Annotated in this window: 14 protein-coding genes; 3 read left to right on the forward strand and 11 right to left on the reverse strand. The window is 40.6% G+C overall.

From position 1 onward, the window contains the following. Window positions 1–123 precede the first annotated feature (123 nt). The 8 genes from ACN6OV_RS03940 to ACN6OV_RS03975 all read right to left on the reverse strand — a co-directional run bounded on the left by ACN6OV_RS03940 (window position 124) and on the right by ACN6OV_RS03975 (window position 8972). Window positions 124–1050, reverse strand: coding sequence for an IS3 family transposase (locus tag ACN6OV_RS03940; protein WP_427949849.1), 927 nt, complete (start codon window positions 1048–1050; stop codon window positions 124–126). Beyond that, entirely contained in the window at window positions 963–1475 is a 513-nt protein-coding gene (locus tag ACN6OV_RS03945) for a helix-turn-helix domain-containing protein (protein ID WP_427949585.1), read from the reverse strand. Before ACN6OV_RS03945 ends, ACN6OV_RS03940 begins: the two co-directional genes overlap by 88 nt. A gap of 171 nt (window positions 1476–1646) precedes the next feature. Then, complete coding sequence (locus ACN6OV_RS03950; RefSeq protein WP_427949810.1) at window positions 1647–2720, reverse strand: enoyl-CoA hydratase/isomerase family protein; 1074 nt, start codon at window positions 2718–2720, stop codon at window positions 1647–1649. An 11-nt stretch (window positions 2721–2731) separates the two neighbouring features. Then, window positions 2732–3505, reverse strand: a complete 774-nt coding sequence (locus ACN6OV_RS03955; protein WP_427949811.1) for an enoyl-CoA hydratase — start codon at window positions 3503–3505, stop codon at window positions 2732–2734. Window positions 3506–3524: 19 nt separating this feature from the next. After that, a complete protein-coding gene (locus ACN6OV_RS03960) occupies window positions 3525–4652 on the reverse strand; it encodes an acyl-CoA dehydrogenase family protein (RefSeq protein WP_427949813.1) in 1128 nt (375 codons plus the stop codon). A gap of 159 nt (window positions 4653–4811) precedes the next feature. Further along, window positions 4812–6470 (reverse strand): AMP-binding protein, encoded by a 1659-nt coding sequence (locus ACN6OV_RS03965; protein WP_427949814.1) that lies wholly within the window; start codon window positions 6468–6470, stop codon window positions 4812–4814. An 82-nt stretch (window positions 6471–6552) separates the two neighbouring features. Beyond that, window positions 6553–7431 (reverse strand): 3-hydroxyisobutyrate dehydrogenase, encoded by an 879-nt coding sequence (gene mmsB / locus ACN6OV_RS03970; protein WP_427949816.1) that lies wholly within the window; start codon window positions 7429–7431, stop codon window positions 6553–6555. An 11-nt stretch (window positions 7432–7442) separates the two neighbouring features. Then, a complete protein-coding gene (locus ACN6OV_RS03975; protein WP_427949818.1) occupies window positions 7443–8972 on the reverse strand; it encodes a CoA-acylating methylmalonate-semialdehyde dehydrogenase in 1530 nt (509 codons plus the stop codon). A gap of 208 nt (window positions 8973–9180) precedes the next feature. On the opposite strand from ACN6OV_RS03975, the gene ACN6OV_RS03980 reads away from it, so the two are divergent. Beyond that, window positions 9181–10062 (forward strand): LysR family transcriptional regulator, encoded by an 882-nt coding sequence (locus ACN6OV_RS03980; protein ID WP_427949819.1) that lies wholly within the window; start codon window positions 9181–9183, stop codon window positions 10060–10062. A 110-nt stretch (window positions 10063–10172) separates the two neighbouring features. Here the strand turns inward: ACN6OV_RS03980 and dsbG are convergent, their stop codons facing one another. The 3 genes from dsbG to dsbD are packed head-to-tail and all read right to left on the reverse strand — an operon-like array spanning window position 10173 to window position 13730. Further along, complete coding sequence (gene dsbG, locus ACN6OV_RS03985) at window positions 10173–10913, reverse strand: thiol:disulfide interchange protein DsbG (protein ID WP_427949821.1); 741 nt, start codon at window positions 10911–10913, stop codon at window positions 10173–10175. Window positions 10914–10929: 16 nt separating this feature from the next. Next, complete coding sequence (locus ACN6OV_RS03990) at window positions 10930–11778, reverse strand: prolipoprotein diacylglyceryl transferase family protein (protein WP_427949823.1); 849 nt, start codon at window positions 11776–11778, stop codon at window positions 10930–10932. Further along, the gene (dsbD, locus tag ACN6OV_RS03995; RefSeq protein WP_427949824.1) at window positions 11775–13730 is read right to left on the reverse strand and encodes a protein-disulfide reductase DsbD; all 1956 of its coding nucleotides are present in this window, start codon (window positions 13728–13730) and stop codon (window positions 11775–11777) included. Before dsbD ends, ACN6OV_RS03990 begins: the two co-directional genes overlap by 4 nt. A gap of 163 nt (window positions 13731–13893) precedes the next feature. Between dsbD and ACN6OV_RS04000 the strand changes: the two genes are divergently transcribed. Together ACN6OV_RS04000 and ACN6OV_RS04005 are read left to right on the forward strand one after the other, a co-directional pair. Then, window positions 13894–14556: a response regulator gene (locus ACN6OV_RS04000; RefSeq protein WP_427949825.1), complete on the forward strand. Its 663-nt coding sequence runs from the start codon at window positions 13894–13896 to the stop codon at window positions 14554–14556. Between the two features lie 6 nt (window positions 14557–14562). Next, window positions 14563–15921 (forward strand): ATP-binding protein, encoded by a 1359-nt coding sequence (locus ACN6OV_RS04005; RefSeq protein ID WP_427949826.1) that lies wholly within the window; start codon window positions 14563–14565, stop codon window positions 15919–15921. The last annotated feature ends 46 nt before the right edge of the window (window positions 15922–15967 follow it).

Below are 15967 nucleotides of genomic sequence, written 5' to 3' on the forward strand. Positions count from 1 at the left end.
ATTTACTTTGAAGGTCGATTAGATGATATAATTAAAATCTAGTCAAATTTACTGACACAGAATTTTGAACGCCCTCGAAAGATACGTTATTATGAACTGAACCCCAAATCTTGGACAGTTTAGTTAACAACAGGATTGAGTTCTGAATTGAACAGGGCTCAATCCTTTTAAATTTAGTTGTATTCTTTCATGATTATAATAATGGATGTAATCATGAATTTGTTGTTCTAATTCCTCGATACTTTTGGGTTTCTCAAGATAAATCGTCTCTGATTTTAATGTCCCAAAGAAATTCTCCATCAAAGCATTATCCCAACAATTTCCTTTTCTACTCATACTCTGCTTAATATTATTCTGTTTAAGAATCTTCCTAAACTGACTCATTTGATAATGCCAACCTTGGTCGGAATGTAGCATAAGCTTATATTTGCGTATGCTGGGTAATTGGCCTATTGCTTGATCAAGCATGTCTTTAACAAATGCAAATACTGGGCGTCTGGAAAGTGTATAACTCACAATTTCATTGTTGTAACAGTCTAAAATTGGGGATAAATACAGCTTCGTATCCGCAACTTTAAATTCCGTTATATCTGTCAGCCAACGCATATTCGAGTGTTTCGCTTTAAATCTACGTTTGAGTTTATTTTTAACTATTTTGTTCGATGTACCTTTGTAAGAATTGTATTTCTTACGTCGAATTAATGATGTTAAACCTTGAATTTTCATGAGTTTGGCAATTAATTTGTGATTATGCGTAATTCCTTGCTGTTTTAAAGCTAAGGTAATTCGCCGATAACCATATCTACCTTTATGTTGATGGTAAATTTGATGAATTTGCTGTTTTAGCTCTGCATATTTATCGGTCACATCAAGCTTTACCTTGTGATAATAGAAGCTACTTTTGGCTAAATTACCGATAGATAACAGTAAAGGTAATGGAAAATCTTTACTTAAATCATGAATCAGCCTTGCTTGTTGGTCTTTTTTGGGGGATTCAGCAAGGCATCGAGCTTTTTTAGGTAAGCATTCTCGGCACGTAAATATTGTAATTCACGTTGAAGTTCAGCATGTGTTTTTTCATGATCAGGCTTATTAACAATATATTGATGTTTGTTTTTTGACATGGATGGTCTGCCTTTGGGATTGTGTTTTAATCCAAGAATACCATCTGTTTTATAAATTTTACGCCATACGCCAATCAAACTTGGTGATGAAATATTAAACTTGAGTGCTGTATCAGATAAACTTAAGCCTTCTTTTTTCATTACTTTGAGTACATTGAGTTTAAATTCAGTGCTGTAAATGGTCTTGCTGGATTTCGGCTTTATTGCATCTATACCGCCCGATTCGAATTGTTTTACCCACTTAGAAACATCTTTCTCATTGACTGCAAAATGTTTGGCTGTTGAAGAGTATGTCTGCCCTTGAGCATAATATGCAATGACAGCTTGCTTGAACTTTAAATCGTATTTCATAAAAATACCCTACAAGTTGTGTCCAACTTATAGGGGTCAGTTCATTAACAAGGAAATTTGGTTATAACTCTAACTAAAAAAGCTGACCATCCTCTAAAACCATACAAGCCTAAAAATCATATCAATCAATTATTGTATTTGAGACTTGTATGGACTGGGTTCGTCGAGGTCTTAAACAACCGTGTTATACCTGTGTTCTATAGACTGCTTACTCCACAATGGCCACAACTTTTCCAAAGTTTTCTCAAATTTTGAATTCTCTGTTTGCCACTGTGGATTTTTATCTTTATCAACAATTAAAGCCCGCACACCCTCGATAAAATCTCCTTGCTCAAACCAGATATCCTGTAAATCCCGCTCAAGCTGCATACATTTCTCAAGAGACAAATTTTGTCCTATTTGCTGTAATTTCAAACTCGTTTGCTTCGCGATTAAAGGACGCTGTTTCAAAGTATTCAACGTCTTATCTGCCCAACTTTGGTCATTAGCATCAGTTTCATGGGTCAAGCTTCGTTCAATTTCATCAAGGTCCTGATAGGCAAAATGCTTATGAATGTGATCTGCCAATGTCTGGAGTTCACTTTCTGCAGGCGTAGTGATAAAACCACTAATAATTTTTCTGATTTCAGTAGGGTTTAAAGAGGATGCCGCGATCAAGGCTGCCTGCAATTCAGGAAAGCGTTCACTCGGTAAATGATAATCGACGAGATCTAAATACAGCGCATCGCTGCTGCTGATTTGCTCTCCCGTAAGGGCTAGATAAACACCAATTTCATCAAGTCGTGACAAAAAGTGTGTCGCACCGACGTCAGGGAAAAAACCAATTGCCGTTTCTGGCATCGCAAAACGTGATTTTTCACTGGTAACCTGAATATGACAGGCTTGCGCTAGGCCAAATCCGCCCCCTAACACATAGCCATCAAGCAACACAATGACGGGCTTGGCAAACTGATGCAAAGTATTCAGCATGACATATTCGGCAGCAAAGTAGTCCTGATATTGCGTATTTCCTGCTTTATAGCTGTCATACAAATAACGAATATCTCCACCTGCGCAAAAAGCTTTAGGACTGTTGGAATTGATTAATACCGCCTGTATTTCAGGCATATCACTCCAATTTTCTAGCTGAGTGGTAATTCCCTGAATCATCGGCAGAGACAGCGCATTTAAATGCGTTGTACGATCTAGACTAATAATGCCTAAACCGCCTTGAACTGTTGTGATCAAATTATTTTCATTACTCATGATGATTTCCCTTATTGATGAGTAAATTTGGCAGGACGCTTTTCAACAAATGCACGCATCCCTTCTTTCTGATCGGAACCTGCAAAAATTGAATGGAATACTCTTCGTTCAAATCGTAGACCTTCTGCAAGGCTCACTTCAAATGCCCGATTAATGGACTCTTTAATCATCATTACAGCCGTTAGAGATTTTTCAGCAATTTTTTCGGCTGCTTGCAACGTTTGTTCAAGCAATTCTTCTTGTGTAAATACTTGCGCAACCAAGCCACTTTGTTCTGCTTCTTGAGCACCCATGTGTCGTGCGGTCAGACACATTTCCATGGCTTTTGCTTTGCCAATGGCTAAAGTTAAACGCTGCGTACCTCCAATCCCAGGAAGTACGCCCAAGGTCACTTCGGGTAAACCAAATTTGGCATTATCAGCACAATAAATAAAATCGCACATTAATGCTAATTCACAACCGCCACCCAAAGCATAGCCACTTACAGCTGCGATCAAAGGCTTACGGCGTTGAGCAATTCGATCAGCAAGGCTGAAAAAATCATCCAGATAAATTTGTGGAAAGTTTAAGTCCGCCATTTCTTTAATATCGGCGCCAGCTGCAAACGCTTTTTGGGAACCTGTCAGCACAATACAGCCAATGCTCGGATCTTTTTCAAGTTGATCCAGTGCTTGATTGACTTCAATAATCAGTTGGTTGTTCAGTGCATTTAAGGCTTGTGGACGATTTAATGTAATCAACCCGACGCCATTACGTTGTTCTAATAAAATAGTTTGCCATTGCATAAAAATATCCTTTTTTATCTTATAAACTGCGTGCGATCACTAAGCGTTGAATATCACTCGTACCTTCATAAATTTGGCAAATACGTGCATCACGATAAATCCGTTCAATCGGGAAATCTTTGAGATAACCATAGCCACCAAATATTTGTAAGGCTTTAGAGCAGACTCGCTCGGCCATTTCCGAAGAAAATAGCTTTGCCATTGAAGCTTCTGTTAAACAAGGCTCACCTGCTTCCTTTTTACGCGCGGCAAAGTGAACCAACTGACGTGCAGCTTCAATTTCTGTTTTCATACCGGCTAAACGAAATGAAATGGCCTGCTGTTCAAAGATGGTTTTGCCAAAAGCTGTACGTTCATGTGCATAACGTGTCGCCTCTTCTAACGCTGCACGCGCTAACCCAACCGCTTGAGCTGCAATACCGATACGACCACCTTCAAGATTGGCAAGTGCAATTTTTAAACCATCGCCTTCAGCGCCCAAACGCATACTTTCATGCAAGCGAACATCAGTTAGCGCAATTTGACAGGTATCGGAAGCATGCAATCCTAATTTTTCTTCCACACGGATGACTTCATAGCCTGCGGTATCTCGTGGTACTAAAAATGCGCTCATCCCCTTTTTACCCGCAGTCGGATCAGTCACTGCAAAAACAATAATCATCCCTGCATTATGACCGGATGTAATAAACTGCTTCGCACCATTAATAATGTAATGATCACCATCTTTAATCGCTCGAGTCTTAATTGCGGCTGCATCTGAACCTGTATGCGGCTCAGTCAAAGCAAATGCACCGATCATTTCACCACGTGCAAGAGGCATTAAATATTTCTGTTTTTGCTCTTCTGTACCAAACTTTAAAATAGGCACACAGCCGACTGAGTTATGCACACTCATAATGGCTGAGGTCGCACCATCTGCTGCTGCAACTTCCTCAAGTGCCAAAACATAAGCCAGCGTTCCCGTACCTGAGCCGCCCCATTCTTCAGGAACCAACATGCCTAAAAAACCTAGTTCACCCATCTGTGCCAAAGCATCTTTCGGAAAAATTCCTTTTTGATCCCATTCACTTGCATTTGGCTTAATTTGTTCTTGTGCAAAACTTTTTGCCATATCTTGAATCAGTTGTTGTTCTTCCGTGAAATGCATGTTTTCTTCCTATCAACGTCTTATGCTTTACTATTTATGAATATGTTTTAAATCACTATTTTAAGATGAGAATAAGCCTTGAAATATAATGCTTCTGTCTTATTCTCATCTTCTTATCAATAAATATTTCTGTTCAGTATTTCACTCATCAGTGCTGAGTCAAACGGCTTGATTCAAACGTTCTTGTTGTTTGCTAATTTCCTGATTTCGTAATAAAAACCGTTGAATTTTTCCACTCGGTGTTTTGGGTAATTCACTCACAAATTCAACCAACCGTGGATAAGCATGCGCGGACAAACGTTTTTTCACAAATTGCCCCAATTCTTCCTCTAAATTGGATGAAGCTTGAGCATGATTTGCTAAAATCACAAATGCCTTAATCACCTCTGTACGTTCAGGATCAGGCACACCAATCACAGCCGCTTCGACCACAGCATCATGCTCCAGCAAGGCACTCTCGACATCAAATGGCCCAACACGATAGCCAGAAGTGGTGATCACATCATCACTACGCCCGACAAAACTCATACTGCCATCTTCATGAATTTCTGCAGTATCACCGGTCAGATAATACTGGCCAATAAAGGGTGATTTACGGCTTTCCACATAACCTGAAAACCACATCATTGGCGACTGGTTGACATCTACAGCTAAAATTCCAGGTGTGTCTGCTGGCAGTTCTTGGCCTTGTTCATTCACCACGGCAATTCGATACCCAGGACTTGCAAAACCCGCTGAACCGGCATGTACGGGGTGTGATAATGCATGATGATTACACACCACCATTCCTGTTTCAGTCTGACCATAATGATCAAAAATTGGAGCATCTAAAGCTTGTTCAAACCAACGAATCACTTCAGGATTTAGTGGCTCACCAGCACTGCTCACAACGCGGAATTTGCCTCGAAGCGGTGCCATTTTCTCAGGTTCAGCCGCCATCATCATACGATATGCCGTTGGCGCACCTGCCAAGTTATTAATCTGATATTCCTGCACAATCTGACAAACGTTATCGACGCTAAAACCACCTTCATAAAACAAGGTCGCATGCCCTAAGAATAAAGGCCCTGTAATGCCGTAATACAAGCCATAGGCCCAACCCGGATCCGCGATATTCCAAAAAGAATCATCCTCTTTTAACCCGATGGCATCCTGCATATAACGACCAAAAGCAACCAGAGCTTTGTGTGGCACTTGCAAAGGTTTTGCCGGGCCTGTAGTCCCTGAAGTAAACATTAATAAAAATGGATCACTACTCTGACGCATCACCAGTTCACAAGCATCTGACTGCTGATTCAGCACGTCCCAAAAACTGATATCTTGAGGATATTGCTCAACCACTTGTTCCGCATGCACGGTCACAATCGGCGGACAATCTTCTAAACCCACTAACTTTTCCCGATTTGCTAAATCGGTCACGACAAATTTACTGCCCGCGAGTTTAAGTCTATGTTCAATCGCTTTAGGCCCAAAAGCGGTAAATAACGGCTGATAAACTGCACCGATTCGCCATGCCGCCAAAATGGTAATAATCAACTCTGCGGTACGAGGTAAAAGCCCTGATACTCGATCACCCACCTGTACACCTTGGGATTTTAAAAAATTGGCAAACTGGCTTGAATATTTCTTTAATTCCGCAAAAGTAAATTGTTCTTTACGGCCATCTTTAGCATGCCAATACAACGCCACTTTATCTGTGTCTGCATAACGATCGCAGCATTCATAACATGCATTGAGCTCGTTCAATGAACCAGATAACAACTCATTTGCAACCGTATTTAAATCAAATGTCTGAACCGCTTCCTGATAATTCAACATCTCATTACCTCAGTCTAAATATTGTTTTTACTGATTTTTTGAGGTAGCAAATCCTTGCTACCCTTTTTGCTTATTAATCTTTTTATGCGTATTGTTGGATAATGCTGGAGAAATCTAAACGAGCCGTATCACCCACACTTTGCTTTTGATACATTTCTTGAACTTTTTCACCCAAAACAACAGACTGATCAACGTGTTTTGCTGCATCCACAGCTAGTCCTAAATCCTTCAACATTAACTGTGAAGCAAAGCCATCACTATAACCACGTGAAGCAGGCGCGTTTTCACAAATTCCAGGCCACGGGTTATAAATTTCTGAACTCCAGCAACGTCCAGTAGAGCTATTAATCACACCTGCCAATGCCTTTGGATCAATACCTAGTTTCACGCCAAGTGCCATACCTTCTGCAACAGCCGTCATTGAAATCCCTAAGATCAAGTTATTACAGATTTTAGCGACTTGACCTGTCCCAACTACACCACAATGCACCAGATTTTTTCCCATTAGACTCAATACTGGTTTGGTTGCTTCAAAAGTTGCATCATCCGCACCGACCATAAAAGTCAAGGTGCCATCTTTTGCACCAAGTGTCCCACCTGAAACAGGGGCATCACATACTGCAATATTTTTTGTTTTGGCAATTTCAGCAATCTGTTGAATGGTTTGCGGATCAATCGTGCTGCTATCAATACATAAACTGCCGGCTTTCAATACCGCAAGGACGCCGTTCTCGCCTAAATAGACCTCACGGACATGCTGAGCCGCAGGCAACATAGTAATGACCACATCCGCCTCTTTCGCAGCAGCTTGTGGACTGGCACAAACCACCCCGCCAGCTTCCGCGAAATGCTGTAACGCCACTTCACTTAAATCATAGCCAAAAACAGTTTGTCCTGATTTAAGCAGGTTCTGCGCCATCGAACCGCCCATATTTCCTAAACCAATAAAAGCAATTTTCATGGTTCTTCTCCTTAGCGCAGACTAATGGTGGTATTGACGCTACCCGCTTCTTGATCGTCCTCAAACCAACGGCTTGTGATGGTTTTTGTCTGCGTGTAGAATTGTACAGCTTGTTTGCCATAAGGCCCCAAATCACCGAGTTTCGAGCCTCTTGAACCAGTAAAGCTAAAGAATGGAACCGGTACTGGAATTGGAATATTAATTCCAACCTGACCAATATCGATGCTATTTTGGAAGGTTCGTGCAGTCGTACCACTTTGGGTAAATAGTCCCACACCGTTACCAAATGGATTGTTATTCACTAAGGCAATCGCTTCCTCTAAGCTATCCACATGAATAATCGCAAGGACTGGACCAAATATTTCTTCTTTATAGATTCGCATCTCGGTATTGATCTGATTAAAGATCGTTGGACCGACAAAATTACCTTGCTCATAACCTTTCACTTGAACATCGCGACCATCCAACAGGATTTCAGCACCCTGCTCTATACCACTGTTAATTAAATCGATGACACGCGCTTTAGCCTGAGGTGAAATTACCGGACCTACATCTGTATTTGGCTCATGTCCAGCATTTACACTCAGTGTTTTCGCTTTAGTCACCAATTCATCAACCCAATGTTTGGTTTCACCGACCATCACCGCAACGGAAAGCGCCATACAACGCTGTCCGGCCGCACCAAATGCAGCACCGACTAAAGCATTTAAGGTTTGTTCTTTATTGGCGTCAGGCATGACGACAACATGGTTTTTTGCCCCCATCATCGACTGCACACGTTTACCATGCTGTCCTGCGAGATTATAAACATGTGTTCCAACCGCTGTAGAACCGACAAAAGAAATCGCTTTAATATCTGAATGGGTACATAACATATCAACGACTTCTTTACCGCCATGTACCACGTTCAATACACCTGCTGGTATACCGGCCTGTATTGCCAGCTCAACCAACATCATGGTTGAAAGTGGATCTTGTTCAGATGGTTTCAAAACAAAAGTATTACCGCAAACAATCGCCATTGGGAACATCCACAATGGAATCATTGCAGGAAAGTTAAAGGGCGTAATACCTGCACAGACACCAAGAGGCTGTTGTAAGGTATAGGTATCAACACCTCGTGCTACCCCTTCAATATACTCACCCATTTGTAAGGTGCCGACTGAGCAAGCATGCTCTACTACTTCTAAGCCGCGCTGAATATCTCCTTCCGCATCTGCTAGTGTTTTGCCTTGTTCAGCAGTCAGCACTTGAGCAATGCTTTTCATATTGCTGCGGATTAAATCCTGCAATTTCAGCATAATGCGCATACGCGCTTGAATTGGTGTTTGTCGCCAGCTGGCAAAAGCATTCTGTGCCGCAGCAATGGCTGCATTGACTTCTTCAGGAGTTGCGAAAGGCACTTGTCCAATCACTTCTTGAGTCGCGGGATTAACTATGTCTTTCCAATTGCTCGTCTGTGACTCAACAAACTCACCATTGATCAGCAGTTTAGCCGTAGTGAGTTGGGTGTTTTTATAGGGTTGATGAATAGCGTTCATGATCGCTCCGTGATCTTTATTGTCAATATATGCCCGATGGCCTGTTTTATTTCATATTCTATTTCGCGTAGTTGTTGCTGTATTTTTACGCTGTTTCAACAGACTAACAAAGAAAACTTTGACCACCAACGCAAAATGTTGCACGATGATTGTGCAAATTTGCACAAGATAAAATTGAATAAATATTTAACAGGACGTTAAACAATATATGAAAGTCGACTGGGATCATTTACGCTTTTTTTTGGTGTTGGCGCGCGCTAAAACGCTCACGAATACGGCTCGACTCATGGGTGTTGAGCACAGTACAGTCGCACGACGTATCCAAGCACTTGAACAGACACTGGGTATGCAACTTTTTAAACGTGAAGCGACAGGTTATGAACTAACGGCTGAAGGCAAAACTTTAGTTCCTCGTGTAGAGCAAATGGAACAGTCTTTTTTACAGATTGAAAAGCCAAATCCACTTCAGGGCAGAGTCCGAATTGGTGCTCCTGAAGGTTTCGGAACAGCCTATTTAACTCGATTATTAGCAGAATTTTCCCAACATTATCCATTGATTAGCATTGACCTGATTCCAGTGCCCAAAACCATTCGTTTATCTCATCGGGAAGCAGATATTGTCATTTCCATCGAACGTCCAAAATCAGGTCCTTATATTATTACTCGGCTCAGTAATTACACATTAAAACTGTATGGCAGCCAGCAATATTTAAAAAATAATCCTGAAATTAAAAAAGTTGAAGATTTATCTGAGCATCGCTTTGTCGATTATATTGATGATTTAGTTTATAGCTCTGAACTTTACCGACTTGAACGACTCCCCTTACAGCTCACCGCATGTTTCCGAAGTAATAGTATTTTAGCTCAGCAAATTGCTGTAAGTTCAGGCGCTGGTTTAGCGATTTTGCCTCGATTTATTGCAATCAATCAGCCTGAACTCTGTGAGGTTTTAAGTGATCAAGTCTGTTTTACACATACCTTTTGGATGCTGACTTTAGTTGATTTACAGCATGAGCCTAAAATTAAATTGGTCTGGGATTATTTACGTAAACAGGCCGATATCCAGCAAGATATATTAATGGGAAGTTAGGAAGAATAAAGGTGAATTACTACGATGTGGTATTATTAAGCCCTTTTGATTCAACTAATAAAACAACAGAGCTGCTAGATTAAACAGCTCAAGCTCTTGATCAATGATCCTTAATTTTCAAATATTTCTTTTAAATCAACACTCATTCCCTGCGCAGACTTAAACTCGCCTTTGCTGTCTTTCCAGACCATAGATGGTGTTGAGAAAAAACCATATTTGCTCATGAGACTTTCGTTAAAATCAATTTTCTTCGCGATATCAGCAGGTATTTTTTCAACTTTCTTTAAACTTTTTTTACCTTTATTTGAATTAAGCTCTAAAAATTCAGCTTCAGGATTTTTTGACATTAATAAGGCTGCAGCTTGGGCACGACTTTCATCACGAATCACACCAACTTGAATATGGCGCAATTGAACTTTGCCCGCCTTAACCCAAGGACGCGCTGCTTGCCAGAACTTATAACAGTACGGACAGTTCGGGTCAGAAAACACATAAACAATGCGTTGTGCATTTTTTTGGCCATCTTGAATCCATGTAGACGACTCTAAAGTTTTCCATACATCATCAAGGACGGCTTTTTTCATATGTTGTTCGATCAATGCATTTGACAGGTTATTGCCCTGTGCATCGTACATTTCGCCCTTAATGTAGTATTTCTGATCATTAGAAATAAATACCGTGTTGGAATATTGATCTTGATGTCCAACCCAACCAGTCATACCAGTGGGTGCAGGAATTTGTTTTACAAATACAAATCCTTCCTTTTCAATTTGTTTTTTAATGTCAGCCTGTACATTCATGCTCAGCATGAAGCATAGATTGAGGGCTAAAAACTGTTGAATTTTGTTCATATGCTATTTTCCTGATTTAATTGTTTTCTGAAATCTTGTTGAGGTATTGCTGAAGCATGGCTGCGGTCAATTCCCCTTGATGGCGCTCAAGCAATTGTCCTTGTGCATTAAAAAAGAAAGTCGTTGGCAAACCAAAAGTATTCATCTGCTGCGGCATCTCACCGTTTGGGTCAAAAAGTACATGTTTAAATGCGAAGTGATTTTTCTGTAAATATTTCTTTACAGTTTCAACATCTTCTCCTTGATTAAGCAGCACAAAATTAATGTCAGCATGTTGCTGCTGCGCTTTGGCTAAAACCGGCATTTCACGATGACAAGGCGGACACCAGCTTGCCCATAAATTGACAACTGTTGGCTGACCTTTAAATTGGTTTAATGCAATCGCTGTGCTGTTAGGTAAATGTGCTGTAGTCAGTGGTTTAAATTTTAAATCTGGATAATGGGTTTCTTTTTGCAATACGGCCTGTAACCCCAAGCCTATCCCCAGAAATACCGTGAACGTAAAGAGCAAGATGATTTTCGCCTTTAACGCCAAGGCTTTATTCTTCCAAAAGAACCATAAAGCACCAAAGATAACACCACTTAATAAGTGAAAGCCTTTGTCTTGAATCTTCAGCATATCGATTGGAGATGCGAAATAAGCCTCAGCATGCAAGAAAATAAAGACCACACGTGCGACAATCATCCCAATCCAAACGCTACTCCAAATCGAATCTTGAAATGTGCGCATGGTGGACTCTGGCCATTTCAATTGTTTTCCGGCGTAACGTCCCATTAATGATGTAGCAATTAAGGCTAAAATAAGAAAAACCAAAGTCCAAGGCAGCATGATTGGGCCGATATGCAGCGCTTCACTCGAGATCATGGCTGCTCTCCTTGATCAAACTGCTGTAAACGGCCAATCAATTGTTCTGCACTAAACGTACCTGTTAAGCGTAAATTACGCAGTTCTTGATGATCTGAGTTGAGTAAAATCATGGTTGGCGGCCCTAAAACCTGCCATTTTTTTAACAGCTCATCCTGACTGGCATGATAATCAGTGATGTCCAATTTAATTCGTTCCACTGATGTTAAAGCCTGCTGTACATCCGCACGTGGTAAAACTTCATTTTCAATCGGCTGACACGCCACGCACCAGTCTGCATAGACATCAATAATTACAGCCTTTCCACGCACAGCCTGCAATGCTGCCTGTAATTCTTGCTGTGTGCGTACTTTTTGCCAAGTTAAGCGTTCATTGACTTGTGTTGCATAGACTTGTGACCATGCTTGTTTTAAATACCAAGCTCCTGTAACGGCTGTTGCCAAACTCAAAACTAAAATGAGTATCTGCGTCACAGTACGGGAAACTTTCGGTCGAATTTTCAACAAGATATAACCTGTCATAACTAAAAAGATAAGACCAATTGCACTGAAATAAATCACGCTCGCTAAGAGTGGACGCAAGAAATATACGGCCAACAAGAGCATGACAAAACCAAAAGCAAATTTCAGGCGGTCCATCCAGACACCCGGTTTAGGCAAATATTGAGCGCCAAATACGCAGGCAATAAATAGCGGTAAACCGATACCCAACCCAAGTACAAATAAATAACTTGCACCCATAAACGGTTGATTCAGCTTGGAAACAAACAACAATGCACCTGCCAATGGTGCACTCATACATGGGCCTACAATCAGCGCAGCGATCATACCCATTAGCAGTGAACCAATGAGCGTACCGCCTTTTTGTTTTTGCTGATATTGGTCTAAACGTTGCAACAAGCCTTGTGGCAACGATAATTGAAAAGCACCGAATAAATTTAAGGCAAAGATAATGAATAACAGGGCAAAAATACTGATGAAAATTGGGCTTTGTAGCCAACGTTGAAAGTTATAGCCCAACTGAGCGACAGCGAGTCCCATAATCGCATAAACAAATGCCATACCTAGCACGAACATCCCCGCGATGATCCCAGCTCGATAACCGCGATGACGTTGCACCAAAATACTCGACAAAATTGGAATTAAGGGCAAAGAACAAGGAAGGAATGCCAGTAATACTCCGAGTACCAAGAACACCAGTAAATTTAAAAATAAATTGTTGCTGGAAAGCAAATTTAAAAAGAATTGGTCATTGTTCCAATCTAACTTTGTAGTTTCTTCTACATTCGTCTTAACTATTTCTTCTGCTGTATTTGATGATTTTTCTGTATCTGGTTGGACTTCACTTGAAGCTTGGTCGAGTGAATTTAGTTCCTGAGTGCTTTCAACTGTTAACGCCTGATTTTCCTTCACTACTGAAGGTTCGGCCTCTGCTGAAATCGTTGGGCTGTCTTCCAATTTCTTTTCTGCTTCTTCTTGTTCTTTATCTTTTTCTTTTTTAGGCTTTTCAGCATTTTGGAGAATCGAAGTCGCAGGAGATGGAACAGTTTCTAATTCTTCAAGCAACTTTTTCTGCGCAGGTTTTTGTCCGAGCAATAAACCATCTGCATCCGTTTGGATGGTCATGCGTTGAACGGGATAACATAGCCCACTTTCTGCACAGCCCTGCCATTGCACGTGATAACTTTGATCTGGTTTTGTGCTGATATTGGTCGTAACTTTTCCATAATGAACGTCAGTTATGCCAAAATTTGGATCATCTTTTTCTTTTGGTGTTGGTAGCGACAAGCTTAAGGATTTATCTCCTTGCTTCACTTTTATTTGATCATGATATAAATAATAGCCATCGGCAATTTTCCATGTCAGATGGGCTTGGTCAGTACGGGTTGATTCGGCTTGAAATTGAAATGCCTGATCCGGTGGTAAAAATTCGGCATGTGCGGTGTTCAACATGGCGATTACCAATACTGTAAATATTCTAAACAGCCACATCATCATGTTGGGTCTCTAATTCATCAATTCGTTGTAATGGTCCTATTATGGAAAACTCAAAATTAAGAGAGCATTAACAGCATAAATCATTTATAAAATGAATGCATATTTATAAGGAGCCGATATGTTTGTCATTTTGGTTGAAGATGATCCATATATCGCCGATGGCATTAAAGCCGCTTTGGATTTTTTAAATATCTCGGTGGAGCATGTCAGTACAGCGCGTGATGCCGATTATTTTATTCGCCACAGTGCTGTCGATCTTTGCCTGCTAGACTTAGGACTTCCAGATCAGGACGGTCTGGATTTATTGACTCAGTGGAGACAAGATCAAATTCATACTCCTGTCTTGGTGTTAACTGCACGACTGCAAACACAGCAATGTGTTGAAGCGCTGAATATTGGCGCAGATGATTATTTAACTAAACCTTTTGAACTGGATGAATTGATTGCTCGAATTTATGCGCTAAGTCGACGACATCGTGGTTTTTCTTCAAATATTTTAAAATTTGGCGCGCTCGTTTTAAATAAAGATACTCAAGAAGTTACTTATCAGAATCACCCGATTTTACTGTCGAGACGTGAATATAGTTTGCTTGAAACATTTATGAGCCATCCCAATCAAATTTTAAAAAATGAACAGTTGCTCGATAAACTTTATGGTTATCAGGACAGTATTGAAAGTAATGCGTTAAATGTACATATTTATCATTTAAGACAAAAACTAGATGCTCACTTTATTCAAACGGTTCGTGGTGTCGGCTATATGTTTAAAACCGCTGAGTAAGCCCAGATGCAGAAAAATTACAGTTTAAAATGGCGTTTGGTCAGCAGTTTACTGGCTGTATTTGTCGTTCTGTGGAGTCTTGTCTTTGTTTGGCTCTATGTTGATTTGCAAAAAAGACTCCAAGAGACTTTAGATCAACGACTTTCTGCATCGACTCAAATGGTGGCGCGTTTAATTCAGCAACTGCCTATGCAAACCTTAGATGATTACGCGCTGCAACAAGCACAGAAAAATAGCGATGCCGATCAACTGATTGCATGCGAAGTGTCTTTATTTAGTTCAGATATTTCGGTGGGACAACATATTGTCGCCAAAACCCGTGGTGCACCCAGCAATCTCAGTCAGCAGCCTTTGGGCTTTAGTACATGGCAGCAAGGTGGCGTTGAATGGCGCAGTTATGTCCTGCGTAAAAATGACATACAAGTGGTTGCCGCAGAACGAATGTTCTTGCGTGAATCATTACTCAAGCAGATTTTACAGTCTGTCCTGATTCCCTTGATCCTGTCTTTGATTATCTGCATTGCCTTGATTATTTGGATTATTCGTCGAGAATTTAAAGCACTAGATCAAATTGCTGCACATTTAAGCCAGCCAGATTTAGACTTAAATGCAGCTGCCGACTATATTACGCGTTTAAAACCACAAAATATTCCTCAAGAAGTACAACCCTTTGTCAATAACTCTATGACATTGATTCAGAAGTTACATCAAAGCCTTGAAAATGAAAAAGTATTTACATCCTATGCCGCCCATGAACTACGCAGTCCATTGACTGCGATCAAGACCCATGTACAACTGGCGCAGCTCATGGCACAACAAGAAACTTCACCGAAGGTACAACACAATTTAGAACAAGCCAATCGTAGTATCCGCCGTTATGCAGAGTTATTAGAACAGTTGCTTTTACTGTCTGAAGCCGATGGATCGTTGACAGAAAAGATGCCTGAAATAAACATTAACCATGTACTGGAAAAAGTTTTGGAGGATTTAGCGACAATCTATCCAGAAGCGAGCAAGAAAATACAGATTGATTGGCAAAGTCTGACGAGCATTCCCCTGCCAGAATTTGCACTTTATACAATCTTAAAAAATTTAATTGAAAATGCCCTATTACATGCCTATGCCTCACAGATTGAGATTGCCATGCAGGATTCAATGGTAATCATTCAGGACAATGGTGATCGCTTAAATCAAGAGGATATTCAGTATTTGGGGCAACGTTTTTGGCGCAAATCGGCACAGCAAAAAGGCCACGGTTTGGGCTTGTCTTTACTTAAAATGATCTTGAATAAATATCATTATGCGATGCAATTTGAAATGCGTAACCCCTCAGGCTTAAAGGTTTATCTCATGCCCAAGAAGTGAAAAAGCGATACAAATTGAAACTTCAATTTTTGTCTATTTTGCAATG

It is taken from the genome of Acinetobacter sp., from assembly GCF_050285345.1.
GTDB lineage: Bacteria > Pseudomonadota > Gammaproteobacteria > Pseudomonadales > Moraxellaceae > Acinetobacter.

Coding starts and splice junctions, on each gene's coding strand:
- ACN6OV_RS03945 (WP_427949585.1), bottom strand. CDS start 1,475: ATGAAATACGATTTAAAGTTCAAGCAAGCTGTCATTGCATATTATGCT.
- ACN6OV_RS03950 (WP_427949810.1), bottom strand. CDS start 2,720: ATGAGTAATGAAAATAATTTGATCACAACAGTTCAAGGCGGTTTAGGC.
- ACN6OV_RS03955 (WP_427949811.1), bottom strand. CDS start 3,505: ATGCAATGGCAAACTATTTTATTAGAACAACGTAATGGCGTCGGGTTG.
- ACN6OV_RS03960 (WP_427949813.1), bottom strand. CDS start 4,652: ATGCATTTCACGGAAGAACAACAACTGATTCAAGATATGGCAAAAAGT.
- ACN6OV_RS03965 (WP_427949814.1), bottom strand. CDS start 6,470: ATGTTGAATTATCAGGAAGCGGTTCAGACATTTGATTTAAATACGGTT.
- mmsB (WP_427949816.1), bottom strand. CDS start 7,431: ATGAAAATTGCTTTTATTGGTTTAGGAAATATGGGCGGTTCGATGGCG.
- ACN6OV_RS03975 (WP_427949818.1), bottom strand. CDS start 8,972: ATGAACGCTATTCATCAACCCTATAAAAACACCCAACTCACTACGGCT.
- ACN6OV_RS03980 (WP_427949819.1), top strand. CDS start 9,181: ATGAAAGTCGACTGGGATCATTTACGCTTTTTTTTGGTGTTGGCGCGC.
- dsbG (WP_427949821.1), bottom strand. CDS start 10,913: ATGAACAAAATTCAACAGTTTTTAGCCCTCAATCTATGCTTCATGCTG.
- ACN6OV_RS03990 (WP_427949823.1), bottom strand. CDS start 11,778: ATGATCTCGAGTGAAGCGCTGCATATCGGCCCAATCATGCTGCCTTGG.
- dsbD (WP_427949824.1), bottom strand. CDS start 13,730: ATGTTGAACACCGCACATGCCGAATTTTTACCACCGGATCAGGCATTT.
- ACN6OV_RS04000 (WP_427949825.1), top strand. CDS start 13,894: ATGTTTGTCATTTTGGTTGAAGATGATCCATATATCGCCGATGGCATT.
- ACN6OV_RS04005 (WP_427949826.1), top strand. CDS start 14,563: ATGCAGAAAAATTACAGTTTAAAATGGCGTTTGGTCAGCAGTTTACTG.